This is a genomic window from Paenibacillus sp. PAMC 26794 (genome assembly GCF_000316035.1).
In the GTDB taxonomy this organism is placed as follows: Bacteria; Bacillota; Bacilli; order Paenibacillales; family Paenibacillaceae; genus Paenibacillus.
On the sequence record NZ_ANHX01000025.1, the window covers coordinates 194,726 to 220,049 of the forward strand.

24 protein-coding genes are annotated in these 25,324 nt (G+C 47.1%); 8 read left to right on the forward strand and 16 right to left on the reverse strand.

Annotated features, from left to right (window positions below; all coding sequences use genetic code 11):
* Positions 1–36: 36 nt before the first annotated feature.
* The 3 genes from D829_RS0113330 to D829_RS0113340 are packed head-to-tail and all read right to left on the reverse strand — an operon-like array spanning position 37 to position 3,426.
* A complete protein-coding gene (locus D829_RS0113330; protein ID WP_017689401.1) occupies positions 37–1,965 on the reverse strand; it encodes an ABC-F family ATP-binding cassette domain-containing protein in 1,929 nt (642 codons plus the stop codon).
* Between the two features lie 60 nt (positions 1,966–2,025).
* Entirely contained in the window at positions 2,026–2,604 is a 579-nt protein-coding gene (locus D829_RS0113335; RefSeq protein ID WP_017689402.1) for a TetR/AcrR family transcriptional regulator, read from the reverse strand.
* Between the two features lie 12 nt (positions 2,605–2,616).
* A complete protein-coding gene (locus tag D829_RS0113340; protein WP_017689403.1) occupies positions 2,617–3,426 on the reverse strand; it encodes a DUF92 domain-containing protein in 810 nt (269 codons plus the stop codon).
* Between the two features lie 395 nt (positions 3,427–3,821).
* Here D829_RS0113340 and D829_RS0113345 point away from each other — a divergent pair, with 395 nt between their 5' ends.
* Positions 3,822–4,229, forward strand: a complete 408-nt coding sequence (locus D829_RS0113345; protein ID WP_017689404.1) for a hypothetical protein — start codon at positions 3,822–3,824, stop codon at positions 4,227–4,229.
* 119 nt (positions 4,230–4,348) lie between these two features.
* Here D829_RS0113345 and D829_RS0113350 read toward each other — a convergent pair whose 3' ends face one another.
* The 6 genes from D829_RS0113350 to hemE form a co-directional block, all read right to left on the reverse strand.
* On the reverse strand, positions 4,349–4,981 hold the full coding sequence (locus tag D829_RS0113350; protein ID WP_017689405.1) for a fumarylacetoacetate hydrolase family protein: 633 nt from the start codon (positions 4,979–4,981) through the stop codon (positions 4,349–4,351).
* Between the two features lie 46 nt (positions 4,982–5,027).
* A complete protein-coding gene (locus tag D829_RS0113355; RefSeq protein ID WP_017689406.1) occupies positions 5,028–5,780 on the reverse strand; it encodes a glycerophosphodiester phosphodiesterase family protein in 753 nt (250 codons plus the stop codon).
* Positions 5,781–5,804: 24 nt separating this feature from the next.
* Positions 5,805–7,226, reverse strand: a complete 1,422-nt coding sequence (locus D829_RS31000; protein WP_017689407.1) for a CapA family protein — start codon at positions 7,224–7,226, stop codon at positions 5,805–5,807.
* A gap of 185 nt (positions 7,227–7,411) precedes the next feature.
* Positions 7,412–8,836: a protoporphyrinogen oxidase gene (gene hemY / locus D829_RS0113365; protein WP_017689408.1), complete on the reverse strand. Its 1,425-nt coding sequence runs from the start codon at positions 8,834–8,836 to the stop codon at positions 7,412–7,414.
* Complete coding sequence (hemH, locus tag D829_RS0113370) at positions 8,836–9,786, reverse strand: ferrochelatase (protein WP_017689409.1); 951 nt, start codon at positions 9,784–9,786, stop codon at positions 8,836–8,838. The genes hemY and hemH overlap by 1 nt, the downstream gene beginning before the upstream one ends.
* Positions 9,779–10,843: a uroporphyrinogen decarboxylase gene (gene hemE, locus D829_RS0113375; RefSeq protein ID WP_017689410.1), complete on the reverse strand. Its 1,065-nt coding sequence runs from the start codon at positions 10,841–10,843 to the stop codon at positions 9,779–9,781. The genes hemH and hemE overlap by 8 nt, the downstream gene beginning before the upstream one ends.
* A 204-nt stretch (positions 10,844–11,047) precedes the next feature.
* Between hemE and D829_RS0113380 the strand changes: the two genes are divergently transcribed.
* A complete protein-coding gene (locus D829_RS0113380) occupies positions 11,048–12,259 on the forward strand; it encodes an MFS transporter (protein WP_017689411.1) in 1,212 nt (403 codons plus the stop codon).
* A 106-nt stretch (positions 12,260–12,365) separates the two neighbouring features.
* Here the strand turns inward: D829_RS0113380 and D829_RS0113385 are convergent, their stop codons facing one another.
* On the reverse strand, positions 12,366–13,568 hold the full coding sequence (locus D829_RS0113385) for a cytochrome P450 (RefSeq protein ID WP_017689412.1): 1,203 nt from the start codon (positions 13,566–13,568) through the stop codon (positions 12,366–12,368).
* Positions 13,569–14,054: 486 nt separating this feature from the next.
* Between D829_RS0113385 and D829_RS0113390 the strand changes: the two genes are divergently transcribed.
* Positions 14,055–15,266, forward strand: coding sequence for an asparaginase (locus D829_RS0113390; RefSeq protein WP_017689413.1), 1,212 nt, complete (start codon positions 14,055–14,057; stop codon positions 15,264–15,266).
* Positions 15,267–15,453: 187 nt separating this feature from the next.
* Here D829_RS0113390 and D829_RS0113395 read toward each other — a convergent pair whose 3' ends face one another.
* Positions 15,454–16,086 carry an O-methyltransferase gene (locus tag D829_RS0113395; protein WP_036660971.1) on the reverse strand — a complete coding sequence of 211 codons (633 nt, stop codon included), beginning with the start codon at positions 16,084–16,086 and terminating at the stop codon, positions 15,454–15,456.
* Positions 16,087–16,325: 239 nt separating this feature from the next.
* Here D829_RS0113395 and D829_RS0113400 point away from each other — a divergent pair, with 239 nt between their 5' ends.
* The 4 genes from D829_RS0113400 to D829_RS0113415 all read left to right on the forward strand — a co-directional run bounded on the left by D829_RS0113400 (position 16,326) and on the right by D829_RS0113415 (position 21,005).
* Positions 16,326–17,480, forward strand: coding sequence for a class I SAM-dependent RNA methyltransferase (locus D829_RS0113400; RefSeq protein WP_017689415.1), 1,155 nt, complete (start codon positions 16,326–16,328; stop codon positions 17,478–17,480).
* Between the two features lie 213 nt (positions 17,481–17,693).
* Entirely contained in the window at positions 17,694–19,694 is a 2,001-nt protein-coding gene (locus tag D829_RS0113405; protein ID WP_017689416.1) for an LTA synthase family protein, read from the forward strand.
* 75 nt (positions 19,695–19,769) lie between these two features.
* Positions 19,770–20,198, forward strand: a complete 429-nt coding sequence (locus tag D829_RS0113410; protein WP_017689417.1) for a cytidine deaminase — start codon at positions 19,770–19,772, stop codon at positions 20,196–20,198.
* An 81-nt stretch (positions 20,199–20,279) separates the two neighbouring features.
* The gene (locus D829_RS0113415) at positions 20,280–21,005 is read left to right on the forward strand and encodes a DsbA family oxidoreductase (protein WP_017689418.1); all 726 of its coding nucleotides are present in this window, start codon (positions 20,280–20,282) and stop codon (positions 21,003–21,005) included.
* Between the two features lie 299 nt (positions 21,006–21,304).
* Here the strand turns inward: D829_RS0113415 and D829_RS0113420 are convergent, their stop codons facing one another.
* A complete protein-coding gene (locus D829_RS0113420) occupies positions 21,305–22,135 on the reverse strand; it encodes an aldo/keto reductase (RefSeq protein ID WP_017689419.1) in 831 nt (276 codons plus the stop codon).
* A gap of 164 nt (positions 22,136–22,299) precedes the next feature.
* Here D829_RS0113420 and D829_RS0113425 point away from each other — a divergent pair, with 164 nt between their 5' ends.
* Entirely contained in the window at positions 22,300–22,698 is a 399-nt protein-coding gene (locus D829_RS0113425; RefSeq protein ID WP_152417025.1) for a hypothetical protein, read from the forward strand.
* A 100-nt stretch (positions 22,699–22,798) separates the two neighbouring features.
* Here D829_RS0113425 and D829_RS0113430 read toward each other — a convergent pair whose 3' ends face one another.
* From D829_RS0113430 to D829_RS0113445, 4 genes are all read right to left on the reverse strand, one after another.
* Positions 22,799–23,020, reverse strand: a complete 222-nt coding sequence (locus D829_RS0113430) for a DUF1450 domain-containing protein (protein ID WP_017689421.1) — start codon at positions 23,018–23,020, stop codon at positions 22,799–22,801.
* A 21-nt stretch (positions 23,021–23,041) separates the two neighbouring features.
* Positions 23,042–23,344: a heme biosynthesis protein HemY gene (locus tag D829_RS0113435; RefSeq protein ID WP_017689422.1), complete on the reverse strand. Its 303-nt coding sequence runs from the start codon at positions 23,342–23,344 to the stop codon at positions 23,042–23,044.
* 142 nt (positions 23,345–23,486) lie between these two features.
* Positions 23,487–23,744, reverse strand: coding sequence for a hypothetical protein (locus D829_RS0113440; protein ID WP_017689423.1), 258 nt, complete (start codon positions 23,742–23,744; stop codon positions 23,487–23,489).
* Between the two features lie 197 nt (positions 23,745–23,941).
* Complete coding sequence (locus D829_RS0113445) at positions 23,942–25,147, reverse strand: M14 family metallopeptidase (protein WP_026081160.1); 1,206 nt, start codon at positions 25,145–25,147, stop codon at positions 23,942–23,944.
* Positions 25,148–25,324 lie beyond the last annotated feature (177 nt).

Below are 25,324 nucleotides of genomic sequence, written 5' to 3' on the forward strand. Positions count from 1 at the left end.
TGTCACTAAGGAGAAAGGGCGATAGTTAATCATAAATCAAGACTTGCTCTGTTCAATCTGCTCTGCAAGTTCGTTCAGAACAGTCCAGCGTTCCATCAATTCGTCCAGATGACGCTCAGCCTCAGCCTGCTCAGCCATCAACTCCTGCAGACGGGCAGAATCACTAAATGACTCTTCCATCTCTTTGTTAATCCGGACAAGATTGGCTTCAGCCTTCTCAATATTTTCATCAATCTGGTCGTATTCACGTTGCTCCTTGAAGCTGAATTTCAACTTCGGTTTGGCCGCTGAGACAGCAGGGGCCGTTTTCTCCGACTGCTTCACCTTCGCTGCCCCTGTGTCACTCTCTTGAGTAGCCCCAGGCGCATTTTTCAGCATCCATTCCGCGTACTCACTGTAGTCGCCCACGTGTACACGTACAGCTCCGTTGCCCTCAAAAGACAGCACTTTATCCACAGTACGATCAAGGAAGTAGCGATCATGGGATACCACAAAAACAACACCCGGGAAATCGTCCAGGTAGTCTTCCAGTACAGCGAGTGTCTGGATATCCAGATCATTCGTTGGCTCATCCAGCAGCAATACATTCGGAGCAGCCATCAGAACACGCAGCAGATACAGGCGACGCTTCTCTCCACCAGACAGACGCGAGATTGGCGTCCACTGGGATGCCGGGGTAAACAGGAACCGCTCCAGCATCTGGGATGCTGTAATCAGAGAGCCATCGGCCGTTTTCACATTCTCGGCCACTTCCTTGATGTATTCTATGACACGCAGAGATTCATCCATCTCCTGATGTTCCTGTGTGAAATAGCCCAGATTGACCGTAGGACCGACGTCAACCACGCCTGCATCGGGTTCCAACATGCCAGATATCATCTGTAACAACGTGGACTTACCACTACCATTCGGCCCGACAATCCCTACCCGATCTCCAGGTACGGCAATATAACTCAGATCTTCGATCAGTTTGCGACCACCGACAGATTTGGAAAGATGCTCGATCTCCAGAATCTTTTTACCCAGACGAGTGGAGCCAACCGATACTTCCAATGAACCCGAGCGCTGGATTCCTTGTTGGTCTTTGAGTTGTTCAAAGCGATCAATTCTCGCTTTTTGTTTCGTCGTCCGTGCCTTGGCACCGCGACGAATCCATGCGAGCTCCGTCCGAAGCAAGTTCTTACGCTTCTGTTCAGAAGAGGCTTCCCGTTCTTCACGCTCCGCCTTCAGTTCCAGAAAACGTGTATAGTTAGCTTCATATCGGAATAAACGTCCATGATCCAATTCCAGCATGACATTCGCCACACGGTCCAGGAAATACCGATCATGCGTAATCATAAGCAGTGCGCCGCGGCGCTTCTGCAAGTACTGCTCAAGCCATACGACCGAATCATTATCAATATGGTTCGTCGGCTCATCCAGAATGAGCAGTTCGCAAGGATGAATCAGAGCAGCAGCAAGAGCTACCCTTTTGCGTTGCCCACCAGACAATGTGCCCATCAGTGCATCGAATTGACGAATTCCCAGTTTGGACAAAATACTCTTCGCTTCACTCTCCATCTGCCAGAGCTGAAGCTGCTCCATTTGCTGATTCAAACGTAATAATCGCTTCTGCAACGCTGGATCGGAGAAATTCAGTTCCAATAATTCCATCGTTTCCGTATATTCACGCACGGTTTTCATTTCCATGCTGTCACCTTCGAATACTTGTTGCAATACCGTATTATCCGCATTGAAGTCCGGGTTTTGTGCCAGGAACTGAATGCGTACGTCATTACCGATGGAGATCTGTCCCGCGTCTGCAGGTTCCATACCAGAGATCACACGCAAAAACGTGGATTTACCGGTTCCATTTACCCCAACGACACCAATCTTGTCCTGATCAGCCATACCAAATGAAGCATCCTTGAACAATATTTTTTCGCCATAACTTTTTGCAATTTGCTCTACCGTCATTATGTTCATTGCTCGTACCCACTTCTCTGTAAAATAAAATTCAATATTACGTACATCAGCACACTCCCTTTAAACTTGCAAAAAAGAACGGCATCCGTCCAGAAACAATGCTGCTGCAAAGGCAATTCGTTTGTTCAGATGTTCCTCATTGAATTCCGGATTCAACATGATATCCATCTTCAGCCGGTCCAGAATTCCAATATAGGCTTCAGCGAGCAATACAGGCTCAGGTACACTCGCGCTCTCCAGTACCTCACACACCATGCTCATGTATTGGTTCATGAATGCCTTCATGAATTTCATCAGATCCGGATCATTATTGGGTGCCATAAAAAAGAGCTTGGTATGATTGCGGCGCTCATAATAATACGTAAGGTGGGTCTTGGCTATTGCTCCAAGTTTATCACCTGTGTTCTCATGCGAGTTCAAAGCATATTCAAGACGACTGATAAAGCTGTTACAGTCCCGCTTGGATACTGCGATAAATAATTGTTCCTTGCTTTTGAAATATAAGTAAATGGTGCCTTTTGCGATGCCGGCTTCGTCTGCAATATCAGACATTTTTGTCTCATAAAAACCTTTCGATCCAAAAATACCATAGGCCGCATCCAAAATAGCCTCCGATTTGTCTCCCTGTACCGTGCTCAAATGTACTCCCCCCTACAACGCCAAAATGTTACCTAAACCTATCGCCACGCATCCTCCGATCACCGAACTAAGCACGTTCACCAGGTCGTTACTCATCCACACCCAGCCACGAGCCCGAACCGTTGGATGCCCGCAATGTTCATGTACCTCAACTTCACGGCCACACACGGTACAACGATACATCTTCTGCACCGTTGCGCCCAGATAGGAATCGGCAAAAGCACCTGCCAACCCGCCTGCAAGACCGACAAAAGTCCAACTAAACAGACTAAGCCCTTCTATCCCGGCGATCCATGAAAACAAGAATGCTCCCGCACCAATCAGAGCCCCGCCTACGGCTGCAGCCACGGTGCCGAGAAGTGAGACACCTCCAGAAGCTCCAGGCGTAAGTACCTTCCAGGTGAGAACAGAGCGCGGCGGCTTACGACTGAGACTCCCAAGTTCGGTTGCCCATGTATCCGATGTAACGGTAGCCATTACTCCAATGAAAGCATATATCCATGCCGGATGTGGAAATATCCAGTATCCCAGACATAGGAACATGCCCATCCCACCATTAGCCATCACTTGTCCGGCATCCCGATTTCCCGACTTGGCATAGGATTTCTCCAGCTCCTGCTTCCGATCTTTACGAAACCTGGAGAGCAACGTTGAAGTAATGAAAAATAACAATAACGTGCCAAACCAGAACAGGTTACCCGCTCCGTAATATATCGTTCCCATCATGATGGCTGCCAGGCAGCCAGACAGGGTTAGCGACTTTTTCGCATAGGCAGCACCTGCCACCATAGAAGCGCATACGGCGCCAATAATCCAATCCATAATGTCTCCTGCATGCAGCGTATGTACAGCCCGCATGACGTTTATTGTATTTTTGAAATTCAATTATACCACGGTTTGATCCCAATGCCGAAACTCCTTACGCCAGCACACAAAAAACCTGTTTCGGCCTCGTGTAGAAGTGCCATAACAGGTTAATGATCAAACGTTAAAACAAGATAAAATCCCTTTTACGTAACGTCTGTAATTCAAGTGTTCCTTACGTTAGTGATATTTTTTTTACGGTCATTCTCTGCCGGGTTGAAATTACTTATCCTGTTTTAAGTTTCACTTCAGGTTTCCCGTTTACACTATTCTCAGATCGATACATCAACGAATACACCTACAACAGGCTACGATTCAGTTCGTACTCAACTACAGAAATGAGGAATATCCATATGAACATGAAAAGAGTTATTATTATAGGCACAATGATTGTCACCCTGTCCTTTGCCGGAACAGCATGGGGCCAATCCGCCATCTCTCCCATACCTACTGCTAAATGGTCCATCGTTGACTTGGACACTCGTGAGGGAAGCAGCGACGAGCTGCTCAGCGCTCTGAATCAGCCTTCAGAAGCGGATCTGTATCAGGAGCTGTACAACGGCAAATCACTGAGAACGATTACGGAAGAAAACAACGGGAATTTGGATGAAGTGATTGCTATACAAGTAAGACAGCTCAGAGAGCAGTTGGATGAACGGCTCGCAAGCGGAAGTATCAGTTCAGAGCAACATGCTGCTCAACAAGCTGAACTGGAAGAGTTGGTCACGCGGAGTGCAAACACAGCGTACAATTTGGCGTAATCAGTGACTAATTAGTACGCTGAAAATATGAAGTTTCCACTAATAACATGGCAAAAAGGAGCGTGTGCACGCCCCTTTCTTGTACCCTATTCATCTCAAGCAGGTATGATGTGTAATCCTTATTGCGCTGTCCCAATCGTGCATGCACCCAAGGATTCGCCGTCCCATGCCAGTTCGAGCACATCTCCTGCTTGTGTTGGTCCAACACCTTCGGGTGTTCCTGTAAAAATGACATCTCCCGGCCCCAGGCCGTAATGGTGACCTACATAATCCACAATATCTTGTAAACTGAAGATCATGTTACGAATGTTACCACGCTGGACTTCCTCACCATTTTTAGTCAACGTAAAGTCTTTCTCCAGCAGTGTTTTAGCCCCCGGGAATGCCTGAAATGCAGTAACCGGAGCGGAATTTTTGAACCCTTTGGCCGCTGTCCACGGGTGGCCCTTTTTCTTAATCACGGCCTGTACATCACGTAACGTAAAATCAATACCAAACGCATACGCATCCACCAGCTCATCTACCGCCATACCTGGGTCATAGCTCCGGCCGATCTGAACGACCAGTTCAACTTCATAGTGAACTTCACCCTTGGTAGCAGGCAATTCAAGCGTTTCACCATTCAGGGGTACGACTGCATGAGAAGGTTTCATAAAGATCATTGGCTCATCCGGAACCGCGTTACCCAATTCTTCCGCATGAAGTTTATAATTGCGTCCTACACAGTATACATTGCGAATGTTAGTCAACATGGGTATATTACCACCTTTATTGGATTCAATAGTGCATTTAAGATAATTACGGTCTGAAAAATCGGCTGCTCGTCTCCTGAAATGCCAGCTCCCATACGTCAGGACGGTTCGTACATAACATGAGTTCTGGATCAACTGCCGCCAGTTTCTTCATAATGGTCTTGTCATCCACTGTCCAAGCCATCACCCGAATGCCTGCACTCCGCATCTCGTTCATTAAGGATTTGTCTACATTGGTGTATCCAATCGAGAGGAATGTACAATTCATCTGCCGCAGCGCGGTTAACAGATCACCTGGTCGTGCATCGATAATCAGCCCCGTATGGATCTCCGGTGCAAGTTTCTTCACTTCGATCAGAGCGGCTGGTTCAAATGAGGTGATCACAACATCATTTTGCATATGTCTTTTTCTCACTTCATGTATAACAGCCGCAGGCAGACCCGGGTACAAGTCTCCCTGCGTTTTCAGTTCAATGTTCAAACGTACTCTGCCGCACGAGCGATCTAACAATTCACTTAGGGTGGGAATCCGTTCGCCTTTGTAAGACTTGTTTTTCCATGCTCCGGCATCCAGACGTTGCAGATCAGCCCAATCTGTTTCCCGAACCAGACCCTTGCCATTCGTCGTGCGATCTACTGTAAAATCATGAATGATCACTGGCACACCATCACGCGACAACTGCACATCCAGCTCCATCCACTGAACTTCAGGCCGCTCCATGGCCATCAGGAATGCAGCCATCGTATTCTCTGGTGCAATAGAAGAAAATCCACGGTGCGCTACACAAAGGTTGTTCATTCGATTCCCTCCTCAAAAAGGTTTTTAATTAGGTGAAGCGACTCCATTCCCATCATAACGAATGCCTGGGGAGAGCTTTGCCATCTGTTCCAATAGCAGTTTGTTCGCCTCATCGATCATCGGAATGGCCTGACCAAGCCCGGCCTCATAAGGGATAACTTTCATGCTGCAAGCTGCATCGCGACTACAGCGAGCCTGAAATACCGCCGTTTTCCATGTCTCTTCAGTTGTTGATCTGGAGAAAATGAAATTGCCCGTACTGTATGCAATCCACTTCCCCTTATAGTACTCCAACCCTTGCAACACATGAGGATGACCACCTATAACCAGATCCGCGCCAGCATCTACAAACTCATGAGCCAATCGGGTCTGGTCACTGTTCGGAGTACTTACACGTTCCTCTCCCCAGTGTGCAACCACGATCACCAGGTCAGCCTTCTCACGGGCCTCCTGGATCGCTTTGACCGCTCCTGTGGAATCATAGGCTTCAGCCACGCCAGCCCGATTGCCTTCCGCCTTCCAACTTGTTTCCGGTACAACTCGGGAGAACCCAAGCAATGCAATCTTCATCCCTTTGCGTTCCAGATACGCTGGTGCATAGGCTTCATCCCTGTTCATGCCAGCCCCGGTGTGAGCTATGCCATATTCCTTGAGATAGGTTAACGTATCTACCAAACCCTCTACACCCTGATCCAGAATATGATTGTTAGCCAAATTGACAGCATCAAAACCCGCAGAGGCCATTGCCGCCAATGCTTTGGGCGAAGATTTGTATACATATGTTTTGTTAGCCGCACCAGTACCACCCAGGGTTATCGGTGTCTCCAGGTTGCCGATGGTAAGATCATCATCCTTGAATAATCTGCCGAGTTTGGCAAAGGGATAATCATAACCGTTTTTATCCAGCAGTTCAGCAACTTTGCCCGAGAACTGGATATCGCCAACAAAGTTAATGGTGACATCCTTCGCTGAATCGGAGGGTTTCGACACCCCTGATTCGGTATCCACACCTGCATTTCCCTTGGTGCCGGACGGTGTCGAATCTGCCGCAGGTTTTTTCGTTCCGGATTCTACTTTCTCACTATTGGTATTGCCAGAAGTGTCAGGTGTCGCTACTCCAGATGTCTTATCGGCATCCGCTGTTGTCTCTTCACCCGTAGCTTTAGGATCTTCTTCCGAAGTCTCATCGGATTCCGAGTCTGGAGAAGTTACTTGATCGCCGCCTTTGGCATCCTCACTAATGGAAGACTCATCCTGATCGACTATTTCTTGCTTCACCGGCTGGTCTGCCTGTTGCTGACGTGAATTAATGACATAAAAAATGCCCACCAGACCAATTGCAATGATCAATACAATATTAACTGTCCAGATGATTGTGATTGTATTGCGGGTGCGTTTACTACCATTTTTCTTCTTTACACTTCGCTCTGATCTTGGGGGATACATAAGCAACTCCTCTTCTTCTTCACAGCCATACATACCATTATATCAGGCATATTCTGGATTTCCATCATTCCTTGGAACTGTATCGATTGGATGAGTATCAACTCGTTTAACTTCCAGAAATTCATGTAAAAAAAGCCGTCTCTTCTGTAGATAAATCTACGTTCGAGACAGCTCTCTTGCTGCACTTATTCTAGCGAAAACTCTTTAGTAGCCTGGACAGACATTTCCTTCGCTTGTCTGATGCAATCAGGCAAACCTACACCCTCATAACCTGCACCTGCAATGTACACGCCCGGTAATTTGCTGCCAAGCTCCTCACGAAGGGCCGCAATATGTTCGAGGTGTCCCACCGGATACTGTGGCATCGATTTGCGAAGCCGTGTAATCTCGGAGAAGATCGGTACAGCATCAATACCCATCGTCTCTCTCAGATCCTTGAGAACCAGATCGGTCAGCGCTTCATCCGGAAGCTCTACGTTCTGTTCGTCACCGGAGCGACCAACATAACAGCGGAGCAGTACTTTATCATCCGGGCTGGTATGCAGCCATTTCGTCGATGTCCACGTGCAAGCCGTAATATTGCGACCCTCTTTCCGCGGAACGAGGAAACCCGACCCGTCGAATACATGCTCCACCTCTTTTTTCTCAAAAGCGAGCACTACATTGGCTACAGATACATAGTTAATCGCATCCAGTGCCGCTGTGTCCACGTGAGGCTTCAACAGCTCCGACGCAACATACGTTGGCACAGTAACCACTACATCATCGGCTTCAAGCATTTCGCCATTCCCCAGTTCAACACGGTATCTGGTCTGCGCTCCATCAAGACGTTGCAGCGACTTCACTGCGGTGTTCAGACGCTGATCCACGTCCTGCAGTTCATGTACGAGGGCGTGAACAAGGCTCTGAAGTCCCTGACGAAAGTTCAGAAAAGCGCTTCGTTTCGTTCCGGTATGCGTCTCAGCCGGTTTCCGGCCCGTCATCATGCCCCGAATCAAGCTGCCGTAATCGCGCTCTACTTCTCCGAACTGCGGAAAGGTAGCCTGGAGGCTCAATCGCCGCATATCACCCGCATAGATTCCTGCGAGCAGCGGTTCCGTCAAGTTCTCCAGCACTTCTGCTCCAAGACGACGTTCAATCATATAACCGAGCGATTCATCCTCTGTTGTACGACGCGGCGGGATGACAAAATCCATCAACGCCCGCAGTTTGCCTGCCGGAGAAACCAAACCACTTCTCAGGAACGGTCTTAGTTCTGTCGGGATACCAAGAACAAGTCCTGCTGGCATAGGATGAAGCTTGCCACGCTGCATGATATACGTTTTCTTCGACTCCGGATTCTGACTGACCAATTCATGATCAATCTCCAATTCTTTGGCAAGATCAATCATTGCTGTTTTGCGAGCCAGGAAAGAATCGGGCCCTTTTTCAATCACAAATCCATCCCGGTGCAGCGTCTCAATCATGCCTCCCATGGACGAGCTTTTCTCGACCAAAGTAATCACGGGTTCAACGCCCGCTTCCCGGTAATGCTTGCGGATATAAAATGCCGCGCTGAGGCCGGTAAGGCCACCGCCGACGACAACAACACGGCGTTTCTTATCACCCATTACTCATCCGACCCTTGCTGCCATCGGCTTATAATAACGTCGCTTAACGTCTCCATGTATAGAGGATCGCTATTGAGAGAATCAATACGCATCAGGCGCATGTCGATCTCTTTGGCAATCGATTTGGCCTCAATATCGAGATCATAGAGCACTTCGAGATGATCCGAGACGAACCCGATTGGTGCCACAAGCACATCCTCTACCTGTTCACGAGAAAGCTCCTGTAACGTATCCAGAATATCCGGTCCAAGCCAAGGCTCAGCTGTTCGTCCGGCACTCTGCCACGTAAATTGCCAATTGGTTATGCCTACACGTGATGCAATCACTTCCGAAGTCTCCAGCAATTGTTGCGGGTATGGATCACCCATCTCCACAATACGTGCCGGCAGACTGTGCGCACTAAACAACACCTTCACATCTCCGCGTTTTGCTCCAGCTTCTTCGAACGCATCCAACTTGGCACTGACACGTGTGGACAACGCCTGAATTATCTTCGGATGCAGATGATAACTCTCAATAAAGGACATATGAACGCCCAGCTCTTCTGCTTTTTCACGCGCACGTTTGATATAACTGCCTACACTCATCGTGGAAAAATGAGGAGCCAGTACAATACCAATCGCTGTCTGAATTCCATCCTTCGCCATCTGCTCTACGCCATCCTCAATAAACGGATAGGCATGCTTCAGTCCTTGATAACAACGGAATTCCACATCAGTGCCACGCTCATCGCGGTTTAGTGTCTCTTGAAGGGCCTTGACCTGATTGTCTGTGTTCTCCCGAAGTGGGAAAACACCGCCAACAATGGCTTCATAACGATCCGTCAGTTCTTTCAATTGCTCTGGTTCAGGCGGACGTCCTCTGCGGATATGTGTGTAATACGCTTCAACACTCTCCATATTTTCTGGTGTGCCATACGACATCACCAGTACACCTACAGTATTAGTCATTCGTTACCGTCACCCCAGTCTTCATTGCTTCGGCAGAATATTCATGAATATACGCCGTTAGTTCTCTGAGCTTCTCTAGCGATGCTTCAGGAAATAATCCGTGTCCCAGGTTGAAAATATAACCCGGCTCCTTGATTCCTTCGTCAATAATCACTTTGGCTTGCTCCTTGATCAGTTCCATCGGTGCAGTCAGCAGATAAGGGTCCAAGTTACCCTGCACGGCGAATTTGCCGCCAAGTCGCTCACGACCTTCCGAAATCGAGACTCTCCAGTCCAATCCAATCACATCGGCTTGCAGATTATGCAGCGCTGGCAACAATTCGCCTGATGCGACACCAGGGAAATAGATCTTCGGTACATTCAAATCCGATAATTCGGTAAAGATACGAGTAATCGTAGGCAACACATATGTTCTGAAGTCTTTGGGAGAAAGTGCTCCAACCCAGCTGTCAAACAACTGGAATGCCTTACCGCCATTCGCAATATGCGCACGGACATATGTAATAACCATATCACCAAGCTTCTGCATCAGCTTATGCCACACCTCAGGCTCGCTGTACATCATCGTTTTGGTGCGGATATAACCTTTCGAAGGTCGCCCTTCAATCAGATAACTCGCAATCGTGAATGGTGCGCCCGCAAACGTAATAAGAGGCACATCAAGCTCCTTATCCAGAATTCGAATGGTTTCCAGAATATGTGACAGATCTCCTTCTACGTCGATGGGACGCAGCCGATCCACATCTGCAGCAGACCGAATAGGATTATCGATTACCGGTCCAATATTTTTTACAATGTCAAAATCAATGCCCAGAGAGGCAACCGGATTCATAATATCGGAATACAAAATAGCCGCATCTACACCAAGTTTGCGTACCGGCATGAGTGTAACTTCAGCCGCCAGCTCGGGTTGTTTGCAGATTTCTAGCAAGGAGTACTTTTCTTTAATTTTGCGATATTCAGGATCATAACGTCCAGCTTGACGCATGTACCACACCGGGACACGGTCTACCTGTTGTTTGAAACTTGCCCGAATCAGTCGATCATTATAGCTCATGTAAGAAGCCTCCAATAGTTTTTGGACTCATAATTACCATTATGCCCTTTTTAAACAGCCGTAACAACCACATGCAGATGCGTTCTACGTGACAATACTATGACATTCCTTACACCCATCCCTCATATGCCAATTATGTTATAATGAAAGAATGGTGTTTTTTTGAGAATTACAGAAATATCTTTGAAAGGAAGTGAAAGCACTTTGAAAACGTGGAAAGTAAACCTCATTGTGCTTTGGTTCGGACAATTTTTGGTCAATTCGGGCATGACCATGATTACCCCATTTTTGTCTCTTTATCTCGCAAGAGATCTGGGCGTTGTTGGCGAACATGAAATTGGCATTTGGGCGGGATTTATTTTTGCAGCCAATTTCCTCACCTCATTTTTGTTCCAACCACTCTGGGGCAAGTTATCGGACAAGTATGGCCGTAAAGTTATGCTGTTGCGTTCGGGATTCGGGATGGCCATCGTAATTGCCCTTATGGGTCTGGCACAGAATCCTTGGCAGCTTCTCTTATTGCGTTTGCTTAACGGTACCATCTCCGGTTTTAATCCTGCAGCTGTTGCGTTGATATCGGGTACCACTCCGAAAGACCGCATGGGTTTTGCCATGGGAATCAGTCAGTCCGGGCAGGTTGCCGGCACAATCCTGGGTCCACTTATTGGTGGCTTGTTAGCGGATGCGGTAGGCTTCCGCCCCATTTTCTACATTACAGGTGGACTGATCTTTGTCGCTTCCATGCTCGCCATGTTCCTGGTCAGAGAGAAGTTTGACCGTCAAGAAGCAGCCAAACTGCCGGCACAATCCGTATTGTCCGGTCTGAAGGAGCTGAACAAGTCACCTCAACTACCTGCACTGTTTGCTGTGACGTTTCTATTGCAGTTTGCGATGATTAGCCCCATGTCACTCTTGCCGCTGTATGTACAAAAATTGCATGGTTCGGATGTAAATGTGGCCTTCTGGGCAGGACTTGTCGGTGCAGTTACGGGACTATCCAACATGGCTATGTCTCCGATTCTCGGGAAGCTGAGTGACCGGATTGGTCCTCACAAGGTGCTGACGTTCTCCCTCATAGGAACAGGACTCATGCTTATTCCGCAGGCATTTGTTCAGACCGTGTGGCAGCTCATTCTTGTTCGTTTCATGATGGGTGTGTTCATGGGTGGCCTTCTTCCGAGCGTTAATGCCCTGATCCGTTCCTATACATCCGATAGCATGATCAGCCGTGCATTCAGTTTTAATACGAGTACTCTGGCGCTGGGCAACATGCTTGGAGCGATCATTGGAGGATTTATGGCAGGATTCATCGGGATCGAAGGTCTGTTTATCGTCTCTGGCGGACTGTTGCTTCTTAATATGGTTTGGGTCCGATTCAAATTGTATAACAAACCTGCTTCTATTCGGGAATCCTGATTCCCTATCCAATTCTTAATGAGTCCATCTTACTGTTTCATTTGAAAAAGCCGCTTCCAGCGCCTAATTGGCCTGAGAGCGGCTTTTGTCATTCATGTGCCATTCATCATTTATTTATTAGATTGAATTCTATCGGATAATGTTTCACACCAAACACAAAGGCACTTTGTATCGGTTGCAGAACCGTTCCCGGAACAAGCTGAACGTGCTCCATGTGCTGAAGCAATGTATGAAGAACTACCCTTGCCTCCAAACGAGCGAGTGGTGCACCCAAACAAAAATGAATGCCAAAACCAAAGCCCATATGTCTGTTCGGCTTGCGATCAGAGATGAAATCTTCCGGGTGTTCAAATTGGGCACTGTCCCGATTGGCTGCTCCAACCCAGGAAATTACCTGCTCTCCAGCTTGAATCGTCTGGCCATTCAACTCTACAGTTTCCTTGGCGACCCGCCCAATCGCGACAATTGGCGGATAATATCTCAGCGTCTCTTCAATCGCAGAAGTAATCCGTTCAGGATGTTCGCGCAACTCCTGTTGTAGCTCGGGTTGTTCTGACAGAATACGAACCGCATTGGTAATCAGGTTGGTTGTTGTTTCATTACCGGCAGCAAGCAAGAGAATACAGAAGCCCACCACTTCATCTGAAGTCAATTGCTGACCATCAATCTCCGCAGCAAGCAGTAATGAGATCAGATCATCCTTTGGCTGCAACCGACGTTCTTCCATAATGTCAGTGAAATAGATATGCAACTCCTGCATATTTCTTTTTTTCTCCTCCAATAACTCCTGGAAGGCCTGCTCACTATCATCACGTGCGCCTTTCACCAATACATCAGACCAGTCTTTGAACTTTTGACGATCCGCCACAGGGACTCCGATCAATTCCGCAATGACAATGACGGGCAATGGTGTTGCGAGATCTTCGATAAGTTCCATATGTCCTTCTGACAGGTGTGGAGTAATTAACTCATCTGTGATTTCCTGAATACGCGGAGCCAACGCTTCAATTGCCTTGGGTGTAAACGCCTGGTTCACCAGATCACGCAGCTGTTTGTGTTTGGGAGGGTCTGTCGTCAACATGCTCGTATTGGCACGATCACGTGCAGAAGAGAACAGTTTCGGATTTTTCAGAACGTACTTCACATCTTCATACCCGAAAACATCCCAACATTCTCGATGTTCATCATATCGGACTGGAGTGTTATCACGAAGTTCTGCATACACCTTGAAAGGAGATAACCTCTCTTCCAAAGTCTCCAGTTCCCGAATAGGAATGTAATTTGCATACTTTCTCGGTGCCTGTTTCATCGTTTCTCCTCCAATCAATATTATATATTTATTTACATATGTTGATCACCCCTATTATAAACATAACTCTATAACGAAACCAATCTTTAGACCATAATTGAGCCCGATTACCTAATATGTGCTACTAACATCCTCTCATTCTGTTACCCACTTCTGATATGAGTCCCAATTCGACATTCTTTTATTAAAATACTTCATTTCATCAGGACAAAAGACTCATTATGTAATATTAACTAACATTAAAAAGACTTATTTTTCTTCAAAACTACTAAAAACAGCTTTTTTATATCTCTATCAAAATAAATAATCTTTCATATTTCCTTATAAACAATCATTTTACTCTCATTATCTATGAATGTAACCGATTACTCTATCACTATATATGTTTGTCATATTATTTAACATGAAATACAATCAATTTGAAATGGTGTACATATTCTTCTTAACAAACTTAACATCACACTTACTTGAAGGAGAGTGCTATTCATGAGAAAAACATCCAATCTTCGTCCCTGGGCCGTATGGAGTACCGCAGCTTTAACAGCACTGACCATCTCGTTGTCTCCCATCGGAACCTACGCTGCGCACGCAGCTACGGTAGAGGTGAAAGGCACAACAGGCGCTGTTCAGACAGCAACCACTACTCCGGCTCGCAATACTTCTATCCCTGCAATACCAGACTCTTCCAAACAATCTGCACTTCCTAATGTATTGGTGATCGGAACTGGCGGAACGATTGCCGGTCAATCCGAGGATGCCACCAGCTTCCAGAATTACAAGGCAGGCACACTTCCGATTGGAGAGATGGTAGACGCCTTACCGGATAAACAGAAGATTGCTGATGTTAGCACACTCCAATTCGGAAACTCAGGCTCAGGTTCCTATAGCATGTCCGACCTCTATGACTTGTCGCAGACGGTAGACAAAGCTCTGGCAATGTATGACAGCGTTGTCGTTACCACAGGTACAGATACAATGGAGGAAATCGCCTATTTCCTCGATATGACGGTTCAGAGTGACAAACCGGTCGTGATCACAGGCTCCATGCGTCCATGGACTGTCATCGGCTCTGACGCTCAAGCCAATCTGTACAACGCAATCAAACTTGCAGGCAGTGGTCGCACCACTTCATTCGGCACAGTACTCATGTTGAATGACACAATCCAGCTTGCTCGTGGTGTAACCAAGACAAATGATTATCGGACAGATACGTTTGAAACGCCGATGCTCGGCGCTGTAGGATATATTGATGAAGAAAACATTCGAATCTACCGCGCTCCTGCACGTGCCTTGAAACCTGAAGGCACAGCGAAGCCCGTATTTGATCTAAGTAAAATCACAAAGGCAGATCTGGCCAAAGTAGAAATTGCGATCTCGTATCAAGAGGCTGGCGGCGGAGCCATTGAAGGATTCGTGAGCAGCGGTGCCAAAGGAATCGTGACTTCCGGTACCGGAGCTGGCGGTATCTCCAGAGCTATGGGACAAGCTCGTACCAAAGCCATTGAAGAAGGTGTCATCTTCGTGACCACCACTCGGACGGGTTCAGGAAGTGTATACGGCGGCGGCAAAGGTATCATTGCAGGCGACAACCTGAGTCCACAACAAGCTCGTGTATTATTGATGCTGGGTTTGTCCTTCAGTGATGATTTTGACACCATCAAAAAATGGTTTGAAACGTACGGAACACCTGAAGTATAAATAGAACTGCTGCAACGATATCTGAAAACACAAAGAAAGAGACGACACATTTTCGGTCATTCAAAATGTTGTCATCTCTTTCTTTGTGTGTTTTAGAAAACTCCGTACAGAATCACGATCCCCCTCACAAACATAAAAGCGTGAGATCGTGTTTCATCGGAGTTTTATCTTTAGGAAATATCCACTTTTACTTCACCCAGGCAAGTACGAGTCCATCATAATCCGGCAACATCGTCGTCACCAGACGCGGGTCACTTGCCATCTGTTCATTGAAGCGACGAACAGCAAGCACGGCCGGGCCCTGCTTGTCCGGATTCAGTGTACGACCACGCAGGAAACAGTTATCACCAACAATAACAGCACCTGGCCGAGCCAGCTTGATGGCATAATCGAGATATACCGGATAATTCTCCTTATCTGCATCAATAAAGAAGAAATCAAATGTGCGACCTTCCTGCTCCAACTGCTCCAGGCTGTCTGCCGCCGGGCCAATGCGATACTCTACCTTTTCGCCAAAACCGCCTTCTTCCAGATGACCACGCGCCATTGCCGCATATCCCTCTTTCAGTTCGAGCGAAGTCAGGGTTCCACTCTCACGCAAACCGCGCGCAATGCAGATCCCACTGTAACCGCCCAGCACGCCGATTTCGAGCGCAGCTTCTGCTTTGGATGTCTTCGCTAGAAACGTGAGCAATCGTCCATATGCCGCAGCAACCGAAACTTCCGGCATGCCGTTCGAACGGATGGCCTCTTTCACTTTTAGCAACAGGTCATCCTCTTGAAATAATTGATTTACATATTCATCAGGGGTCAGATTCACCACTAAAATCCTCCTTGGACACTTGGACTGCTTTCCATATGGATGCCAATGTTCTATAATAAATGTTTGTTGTCAAAACAGGCGGTTGACTGGTGCATCACCTCGAAAGAGGCGTGCATACGTTCACCGCATTTCTCATTGTAAGTTTTTTCACGGAAAGCGGCAAGGCCGCACCGTCACTATATAGCAGAGAGAAGGATTTCCCTTCTCCAGCTTGAAATGGAGTTGAAATGAATCACATGGCTCAATTGCAATTGATTGCAACCTCGGCGATGGGACTCGAGGCTGTTGTTGCCCGGGAACTGAAACAACTGGGGTATGAAGATGTTACGATCGACAACGGCCGGGTTTTCTTTACAGGAGATTATATTGATATATGCCGTTGTAATCTGTGGCTGAGAAGTTCGGATCGTGTATTGGTGAAAATGGGTGAATTCCCTGCCACGACTTTCGACGAATTGTTTGAAGGCACCAAAGCACTTCCTTGGGAAGAGTGGATTCCAGCCGACGGCGAATTCCCTGTAGAGGGTCGTTCTCAAAAATCCCAGTTAAGCAGTGTGCCTGCATCACAAGGGATCGTGAAAAAAGCAATCGTAGAGAAACTGAAGCTGACTTATGACACAGAGTGGTTCCCAGAGGATGGGTCTCGCTATGTGATTGAGGTTATTCTGCTGAACGATCGCGCCCTGCTTACTTTAGATACGACGGGGCCAGGTCTGCATAAACGGGGTTATCGTAAACTCGTCACCGAAGCGCCACTCAAAGAAACACTTGCTGCAGCTCTTATTCAGCTCAGCCGCTGGAATGTATCCCGTCCATTCTATGACCCATGCTGTGGATCAGGCACAATGCTGATCGAAGCCGCTATGATCGGCTGGAACATTGCACCAGGACTTCGTCGGACCTTCAACTCTGAGGACTGGGCTGTCATTCCTGAAGAATTATGGGAACAGGCGCGCGAAGAAGCATTCGATGCTGTTCGTGACGATATCCCGTTACAGATTTCAGGTAGCGATATTGATCCGGAAGCGATTGAAGTTGCTATGGCAGCGATCAAAAGTGCTGGGTTCGCCAAAGATATTGAAGTCAGCGTCCTGCCCGCTCATCGCGCAAGACCACAGGGTGAATATGGTGTTATCATTACCAATCCCCCATATGGTGAACGTTTGAGTGAAGAAAAAGAAGTTCAGAAGTTGCTCCGCTCATTAGGGCGCAGTTACCTCGACATGCCAACATGGTCCTTTTTTGCAATCACGTCGACCAAAGCTTTCGAGGAGTATTTCGGTCATAAGGCAGACAAACGTCGCAAGTTGTTCAACGGACGAATTGAAACCCAGTACTATCAGTATTTGGGCCCACTGCCCCCACGAAATAAAGCACCACAATCTTCATAATTGTAACGAATCTAAAGTGCTCCTGCCATCCATGGCTTGGGCACTTTTTTGTGCGCTTTTCTGGTCATATGAATTCTCCGTCATCGGCCTTCGCTTCTGCAGAAATCAATTCTCCCTGAGGCATAGTTGAAAACACATGAGGCCACGCTATAATGGATGGAGCCCTATTTTACATTCCGATAACAAAACAACAAAAGCAAGGGGGACATACATATGGTTGTCACTCGGCCTACGCGCAGCTCCATGCCACGCGGGCTTCTAAATCATCCATTAACATTGTATCTTATTTTTCTTATGTTCATGCTGCTCAAACTCATGTGGCTCCATCACAATCTTCATGCCTATAACATTACGATGGGACTGCTGGATAAAGTCATTGCCATTGGATCTTTACTACTCTTGTCCTTCTGGACCTGGTTGCTGCCACGTAGAGGTATGATCGTGTCCCTCGCCATGCTTAACTTGCTGCTTACCGCACTAATCTACGCCGATATGGTGTATTATCGCTATTTCCAGGATTTCTTGACCATCCCGGTATTGTTGCAGGCGAGACAAGTTGACGCATTGGGTGACAGTATCGCTACATTGATCTACGCAAGTGATCTCTGGTTCTTTGCCGACTGGCTTGTCGTCATTCCGTTCGCAGCTATCGTACTGTTCAGCAGACGTTACCGTTCGAAGCACTCCAGTACATCTGTTACTGGTTACGGGAGTTATTCATATAACGATGGCAAGGCACGGTTGCACCGCCGTCTCACGGCTGGCAGCATCGCCCTTGTGCTGGGACTTGGCCTCGCTGTAGGCCCGATTTATTTTTATAGCAAAACATGGGCCAAAGGCCTGTTCGATAACAACTGGTGGAATGTATCCATGTACAATGTGACTGGACTGCTCGCTTTTCACGGTTATGATCTGTACAACTATGCCAAAGACCACATCGGCTCCGGGCCGCAGGCTGAACCCGCTGATGTTGAGCAAGCAAAAGCGTTCTTCGCTGAAAGGCAAGGAACTGCCCCGCAGAACGATGCCTTGTTTGGCAAATATAAAGACAGCAATGTCATCATTGTTCAGGGTGAGGCTTTTATGAACTTCATGATTGGCCAGAGCATTGGTGGTCAGGAGATCACACCGCATTTTAATGAACTGATGAAGGAAAGTCAGTATTATAGCCACTTTTACCACCAGACCGGTCAGGGCAGAACGTCAGATGCCGATTTTGGAGCAAACATTTCCCTGCATCCACTGCCGGTTGGTTCAGCGTTTGTACGATATGCAGACCATACGTATGATTCCCTTCCTTCCATTCTGAAGGATAACGGGTACAGCACCAACGTATTTCATGCTTATGAGAGCGGCTTCTGGAATCGGTATACGATGTATCAGAACATGAAGTACGACAAGTTTTATAGTAAAAATGATTTTGCACAGGATGACCCGCTTGGCTGGTCTCTGTCTGATGAATCCTTTTTCCGCCAATCCGTTGAGAAAATGAGTAGTGAGGTGACCGAACCGTTCTATTCCTTCCTCGTTACACTTAGCAGTCACCATCCATACGCCCTGCCTAAAGAGAAACAGCAGTTGGATGTAGGCGAATTCGAGGGAACAATGTTGGGTAACTATCTGCAATCCGTTCATTACGTGGATTCAGCACTCGGTAAGATGGTCGAAGATCTGAAAAATCGGGGATTATGGGAAAATACCATTTTTATGTTCTACGGGGACCACGACAACTCCATCAAGGAACAATCACAATACGAACAGTTCCTGGGACGTTCGCTGAACGAACTGGATATGGCACAGATCATGAACGAGGTTCCCCTGCTCGTGCATTTACCGGACGGAGCAGCTGCCGGAACCATCGACGAACCTTCGGGACAACTGGACATCACGCCATCCGTATTGCATCTGCTCGGCGTGTCCGACCAGTCCTATTATCATATGGGTAACGACGTATATGACGGGTCTGGGCGTACGGTTGTGCTGCGTAATGGTACATTCTCGGATGGTTCTGTATTCTATATTCCATCGGATGATTATATCTATGAGAGCGGTGCTTGTTATGAACTGTCCACACGCGACAAAACGGACATCAATGCTTGCCGCCCCGGTCATGATGAAGCAACCAAGCGATTGCAAGTCTCGGACACGGTCATTACTTATGATTTGATTCAGCACTTTCGAGAGGAAGACAATTCAACAGCAACATCACAATGAGCAATATCATAATGACAAGCTAAACAAATACACGAAATGAATTGAATTGGATTTAAAAAGGAGAACTTGCATTACATGACATCACACACTGAACCACTCAATATTGAACAGCAATTGTTCGATACAACCGCAAAATTTGTGAAGCAACGTTATCCTCAGGGATGGGGAGGTGCGGGTGCCGTCTATACCGAAGCTGGCTCCCTGCTGATTAGTGTAGCTCCAGAGGTCATCAACGATGCCACGCATCTATGTATGGAAACAGGAGCTTATCTGGAAGCCCACAAATTGAACGAACGCGTCACCCACTCCCTCTGTATCGCTCGTGATGACGAGCATTCAGAATTTAAGGTCCTTACACCTTGCGGTGTATGCCAGGAACGATTATTTTACTGGGGCGAAGAAGTCAAAGCTGCCGTATACGATCCTTCTGGCCAACTGGTCTTCAAGAGACTGGATGAGATTCAACCTTACCATTGGTCCAAGGCATATCGAGATGAAAAGTAATCTCCTTGCGAATTATAGAAAGTGGCTTTATAATTGTAACTATATCAGTTTCAACTAAAAGGATAATGGAGGTTTAACATAATGAATATTGAGATATGGTCTGATTTTCTGTGCCCTTTCTGTTATATCGGTAAACGCCGCCTGGAGAATGTACTGGAACAGTTCCCTCACCGTGATGAAGTGAAGCTGCAATTCAAAAGCTTCGAGCTTGATCCAAACGCTGCATTGAACCCAGGCAAAACCAATACGGAATATCTGGCTTCCAAATATAATATTAGCGTGGAACAGGCCAAAGGTATGAATGCCCAGATGAATGCCAATGCTCGAACGGCAGGACTGGAATACAATATCGATGCCATGATCCCTACGAACTCCTTCTCAGCTCACCGCTTGACACACTGGGCAGATACACAAGGCAAAGCGTTTGAACTGAGTGAACGGATCTTCCAAGCTGTGTTTATTGAAGGTAAACACTCCGGCGACCCTGAAGTGTTGGCTCAGTTAGCAGAGGAAGTCGGTCTGGATCGTGACGCAGCTGCGGCAGTGCTGTCCAGTGATCAATTCACCGACAATGTGCGCGCTGACCAAGCGGAAGGCGAGCAACTCGGCATCCGCGGTGTACCGTTCTTTGTATTCGACCGCAAGTTCGCTGTATCGGGCGCTCAGCCGGACGAGGTATTCCTGGATGCCATTCAAAAAGCATGGGACGACCGTTCCCCATTCACCATGGTTGAATCCAACACAACAGAAACAGACGGCAGTGGCATCTGCACAGATGACGGATGCGAAGTCCCGAAAAAAAATTAAGCCAATTCACAAAAAAAAAGCAGCAGGATCAGGGAGGTAATCCCCTGATCCTGCTGCTTTTTTTATATGCTACACACCACTCAAGCTCATTGTATATACTTGTGTTTGATGAACAGTTACTGTGGAGGGGACGGAATCGATTCTGAAGAAGCGAAGCGTTCGCCTTTGTCTCCGAATTTTATCCTCTGAAAAGAGGAATCAAAAAAATTTGGAGACAACAGCGATCGAAAGAACGATCCGTAGCCGGAACAAACACAAGTAGTTCATCAAACACTTATATTCAATTAGCGTTCACCCACTTAATCCCAAAACAGTTGATCCGGATGTGGACCCGTCCGCTTATCGGAATCCAGTGCATCAATCTGTCTCAACTCATCCGGTGTCAATTCAAAGTCAAAGATGTCCGCATTCTCACGAATACGCTCCGGGGTAACCGACTTCGGAATCGTCACAATCTGATTCTGAATGTCCCAGCGCAGAATGATCTGTGCTGGTGTTTTCCCATATTTCTGGGCCAGCGCTTTGAGGGTAGACTCTTGGCTCAGCTTGCCTTTCATAATAGGACTCCATGCCTCTAACTGAATTCCCTGCGCCCCGCAGAAATCCTGCAGTTCCTGCTGGATCAGACCCGGATGTAGCTCTACCTGATTAACCGCAGGTACCGTTCCGCCCTCATCTATGATATCTTGCAAATGATGTACTTGAAAATTACTCACACCAATCGCACGGATGCTTCCTTCGCTATATAGACGTTCGAATGCTCTCCACGTCTCCTTGTACTGATCTCTGCCAGGCCAGTGAATTAAATAAAGATCAATCACATTCAGTCCAAGTGCCTTCTGACTGGCTTCAAATGCTCTCAACGTTGAATCAAATCCCTGATCCTCATTCCAGAGCTTGGTCGTCACAAACAGTTCGTTACGGGCAACACCACTGCTTGCAATAGCTTGTCCCACTTCTTCTTCATTGCCATAGATGGACGCGGTATCAATACTGCGATATCCAACCTCCAAAGCGGTCTCAACCGCCTGTTGTACTTCCTTACCTTTTGCTTTATATGTTCCAAATCCTAGCCATGGCATCGTTACTCCGTTGTTCAGAATCGTACAATCTGTAATATGTTTTGTCATTCTGTACCTCCCGTATGGAATTTTGCCTGCTCTTGTTCTATTAACCTTCTCACAGAATTTTAAGCGACCATTCGACACGATTCATCCTTCTCATATTTTTATCGTAACTTTAACCCGTACCATTGCGTTTATTAGGTAATCATCCCGAATCAGGAGGAATTCATTTGAGGAAAATATTACTGACACTTTGCATGTTGCCCTTGCTCATTTGGGTACAAGGCTGCGCTCCAGCTACATATGAGATTGCAGGTTACACTGGCTCATCCATTAACCCAGACATCCCGGTTCCAACCAATGCAAAACTTATTGAAAACATAGCTTATTCCGATCATCCCACTCTTAAAGAAGGTGTTAAGTATGAGCTGAAACATATTGGGGGTGAGCAAGGACTCTACCCGCCAATGGATTATTTTCAGAAGCTAGCGGATACAGGATGGGTGGAATTAGAGGAAGAACAGCTAGGACATGTACATTTTCTGAAAAAGGATACTACCGTCATTGCCATTGAAATTCGAGAAGATACCTTCCAAATTACTGAGTTGGTCAAAGGTGCTATGGAGTAACACACCCTTTCACCGCTACCCAAACGCAAAAAAAGGAGAGGCACGTAGCCTCTCCTTTCTGATGTGTGGACAGTTTTCTCCACTCACCTTGTTATATCTATTACTTCACGAACTTTGCGACTTTGGCGAGCACTTCTTCTTCTGTCGGCGCACTGATATACCGACCGTTGATAAAGACAAATGCACGTTTTGCGCAAGGACCGCAATAGGATTTGCACCCAATCTTGATCTCCGTGTCCGGAGCCATTTTTTGCAACTTGGGCACAATCGATTTCAGTCGGACATGATTACACTTTTCGCATACGCGGATATCGTTAGCCATGAGTTCCCCTTCTTCGCGCCCTTAGTGGTCGCCGTGATTACCTTGGGACGGATTCGTAATAACAAATCCCTCTTCCGGGAAGTAGAGGTAGTCAATTTTAACACCGTTCAACAAAGGCTGGTCATTCGCGAGAATGACATCAATCTCTTTATCGGTAGATACAACCGTATCATTTTCTTTTGGTGTGTCGATATCAAGGCCGTAGTGAGCATGGTCGCCATGTGCATGTGTAATGACAACGCGCAGGTTTTTCCCTTCGTTCTCCGGCTTGTCCAATTCAAGCTTCAATACTTTAGCAGCATTACGCGTAATTTTGCAGTTCATTCTCTTCATCTCCTATATTGTAATTGCAGGTTTCAACAATTTCAGCATTCTTAAACTACAGCATCTATTGTAAAGAAAGTTACCGCTCTTCGCAATAACATTGATGCGAATTCAATGTTAAAATGATCCATTGGGCCGCAAATTAAGAAGGTGCCCCCTCCTGAAGCACAGGATATTTGCGTTCCGCACGGCTTACAAACCAGTTCATCAGGATCAAAGTCACCCCGATATCATCGATGGGCATAAACGGCATTACGTCAGGAAGTACCCAGTATAACAGCGCCGGAATAATAAACAATAGCTTTTCTCCCAAAGGAATCTGCGGAGCCCGGAGCAGCCGGGGGAGCCTTTTGAAAACTTGTGTCCATCGTTTGAACGACAGCAGTCTTCTCCACTTCATTTGAATCCCTCCGTATAATAAATATATGTCGCCTAAACGGCACGTTCATCATTACCCGTTCGAAAACCATTCAGAACGAATGACGTAGTATGTCATTATAAAAAATAATAAAAACGGAACGTCGCTCATGGCGTCCGTTCCTGTTATACGAATGATCTACTGTTAAGTTTCACACCTTCATAATTCGGGGTCTTGCCTCATTGTCCATTGGATAAAAGTTCAGCCAGCAACATTCCCACTTCGATACAAATATCATCAAACTGTTCTACGGGAAGCGGATTAACACCCAATCCAACTTCTACCGTGAAGCCCGGTCTACCGAAATCTTGAATAAACCAGTCCTTGTATCCGGCATCACTACCACCGAGCTTCACCGCCTTGTAGCCGGAAGCTTTGGCGAGTCTACGCGACAGCGGTCCACTCTCTCTGGGTTCCAGATCACGGTAGTTCCAATAGATCTCCTGTCCCTGACTATGCAGGGATACAACCGCATCAAATGTGTGTTGCTGCGTCCACTGCGCAAGCGCCTGTGCCTCCGGTTCTGTCAATGGCGCTGTCCCTGCATAATCCCTGGGGCCAGGTGAGGTCACACCTCTTCTCGCTGCCTCTTCATCCCAATGGGCTGGAAATTGATCATTCAGATCCACCCCTCTGATGTTGGCCTTCCAATGGGTGAAATGTGATCTGCCGGCATTCCAGGCTAACAACTGCTGCGCATGTGGATTCTGATTGACCACACCTTCCTGAACCAGTTCGACCCCGTCCGGATTAACCATCGGCACGGCCCAGAGTGTCGTCTCTTGCATCCAGCGTTCTGTCTGGTATTGATGCCATGTCCTATGCGCACTATACGCCTCGGCATACTCTTCGATAAACTTCATCAGAACTGCTGTTGTCAACCACTCATTCGCATGAACGGAAGCGTTAACATGGATATGTCTCGATCCTTGCCCAATACGCAAATAAGGCAGCGACTTCCCCATGACACTTGTTCCAATGGACCCCATCTCCATAAACGGGTATTGATTCTCCAGCTTGTCTATATCCCTGATTAATTCTCGATAACCATACTCTCCCTGAATCTTTACAATAGTTTTTCCATTCGAAGCCGGAATATGAATACAGCGACCAACCCAGTCGGCTATGTTGGTAATTTCGGGATTGGCCTGGCGCAACACCTCTTCGTCCAGACCAAATCTCCCCGCAATCTCCCCTACACTTTCTCCAGGCGGTACAGCGTATCTGCGACCTGTCCCGGGCACAATACGCAGCATCTGACCTGCCAGCAAGTATGGCTGGGAAGCCACTTCCGGGTTCAGTGCAGCAAGGAACTCTTTGGTCATATGGTGTGCTGATGCAATTCGCGGCAACGTATCTCCCCGCTGAACGATAATCCACTGCAGATCCATGTTGTTCTCCTTTCCACAGGAAAAGACAGGTCTCCTGTCCAGTTCTGACCAATTTCGTGTCTGTAACATATGTATGCAGGTCGGGTTGTCCGTCATGTGACATGAATCATGTTCATCTCCTGTTAATGCATAATGACGACAAAAAATCCCGGAACTTCACAGTTCCGGGAT

Coding starts and splice junctions, on each gene's coding strand:
- D829_RS0113330 (WP_017689401.1), bottom strand. CDS start 1,965: ATGAACATAATGACGGTAGAGCAAATTGCAAAAAGTTATGGCGAAAAA.
- D829_RS0113340 (WP_017689403.1), bottom strand. CDS start 3,426: ATGGATTGGATTATTGGCGCCGTATGCGCTTCTATGGTGGCAGGTGCT.
- D829_RS0113345 (WP_017689404.1), top strand. CDS start 3,822: ATGAACATGAAAAGAGTTATTATTATAGGCACAATGATTGTCACCCTG.
- D829_RS0113350 (WP_017689405.1), bottom strand. CDS start 4,981: ATGTTGACTAACATTCGCAATGTATACTGTGTAGGACGCAATTATAAA.
- D829_RS0113355 (WP_017689406.1), bottom strand. CDS start 5,780: ATGAACAACCTTTGTGTAGCGCACCGTGGATTTTCTTCTATTGCACCA.
- D829_RS31000 (WP_017689407.1), bottom strand. CDS start 7,226: ATGTATCCCCCAAGATCAGAGCGAAGTGTAAAGAAGAAAAATGGTAGT.
- hemY (WP_017689408.1), bottom strand. CDS start 8,836: ATGGGTGATAAGAAACGCCGTGTTGTTGTCGTCGGCGGTGGCCTTACC.
- hemH (WP_017689409.1), bottom strand. CDS start 9,786: ATGACTAATACTGTAGGTGTACTGGTGATGTCGTATGGCACACCAGAA.
- hemE (WP_017689410.1), bottom strand. CDS start 10,843: ATGAGCTATAATGATCGACTGATTCGGGCAAGTTTCAAACAACAGGTA.
- D829_RS0113385 (WP_017689412.1), bottom strand. CDS start 13,568: ATGAAACAGGCACCGAGAAAGTATGCAAATTACATTCCTATTCGGGAA.
- D829_RS0113390 (WP_017689413.1), top strand. CDS start 14,055: ATGAGAAAAACATCCAATCTTCGTCCCTGGGCCGTATGGAGTACCGCA.
- D829_RS0113400 (WP_017689415.1), top strand. CDS start 16,326: ATGGCTCAATTGCAATTGATTGCAACCTCGGCGATGGGACTCGAGGCT.
- D829_RS0113405 (WP_017689416.1), top strand. CDS start 17,694: ATGGTTGTCACTCGGCCTACGCGCAGCTCCATGCCACGCGGGCTTCTA.
- D829_RS0113410 (WP_017689417.1), top strand. CDS start 19,770: ATGACATCACACACTGAACCACTCAATATTGAACAGCAATTGTTCGAT.
- D829_RS0113415 (WP_017689418.1), top strand. CDS start 20,280: ATGAATATTGAGATATGGTCTGATTTTCTGTGCCCTTTCTGTTATATC.
- D829_RS0113420 (WP_017689419.1), bottom strand. CDS start 22,135: ATGACAAAACATATTACAGATTGTACGATTCTGAACAACGGAGTAACG.
- D829_RS0113430 (WP_017689421.1), bottom strand. CDS start 23,020: ATGGCTAACGATATCCGCGTATGCGAAAAGTGTAATCATGTCCGACTG.
- D829_RS0113435 (WP_017689422.1), bottom strand. CDS start 23,344: ATGAACTGCAAAATTACGCGTAATGCTGCTAAAGTATTGAAGCTTGAA.
- D829_RS0113440 (WP_017689423.1), bottom strand. CDS start 23,744: ATGAAGTGGAGAAGACTGCTGTCGTTCAAACGATGGACACAAGTTTTC.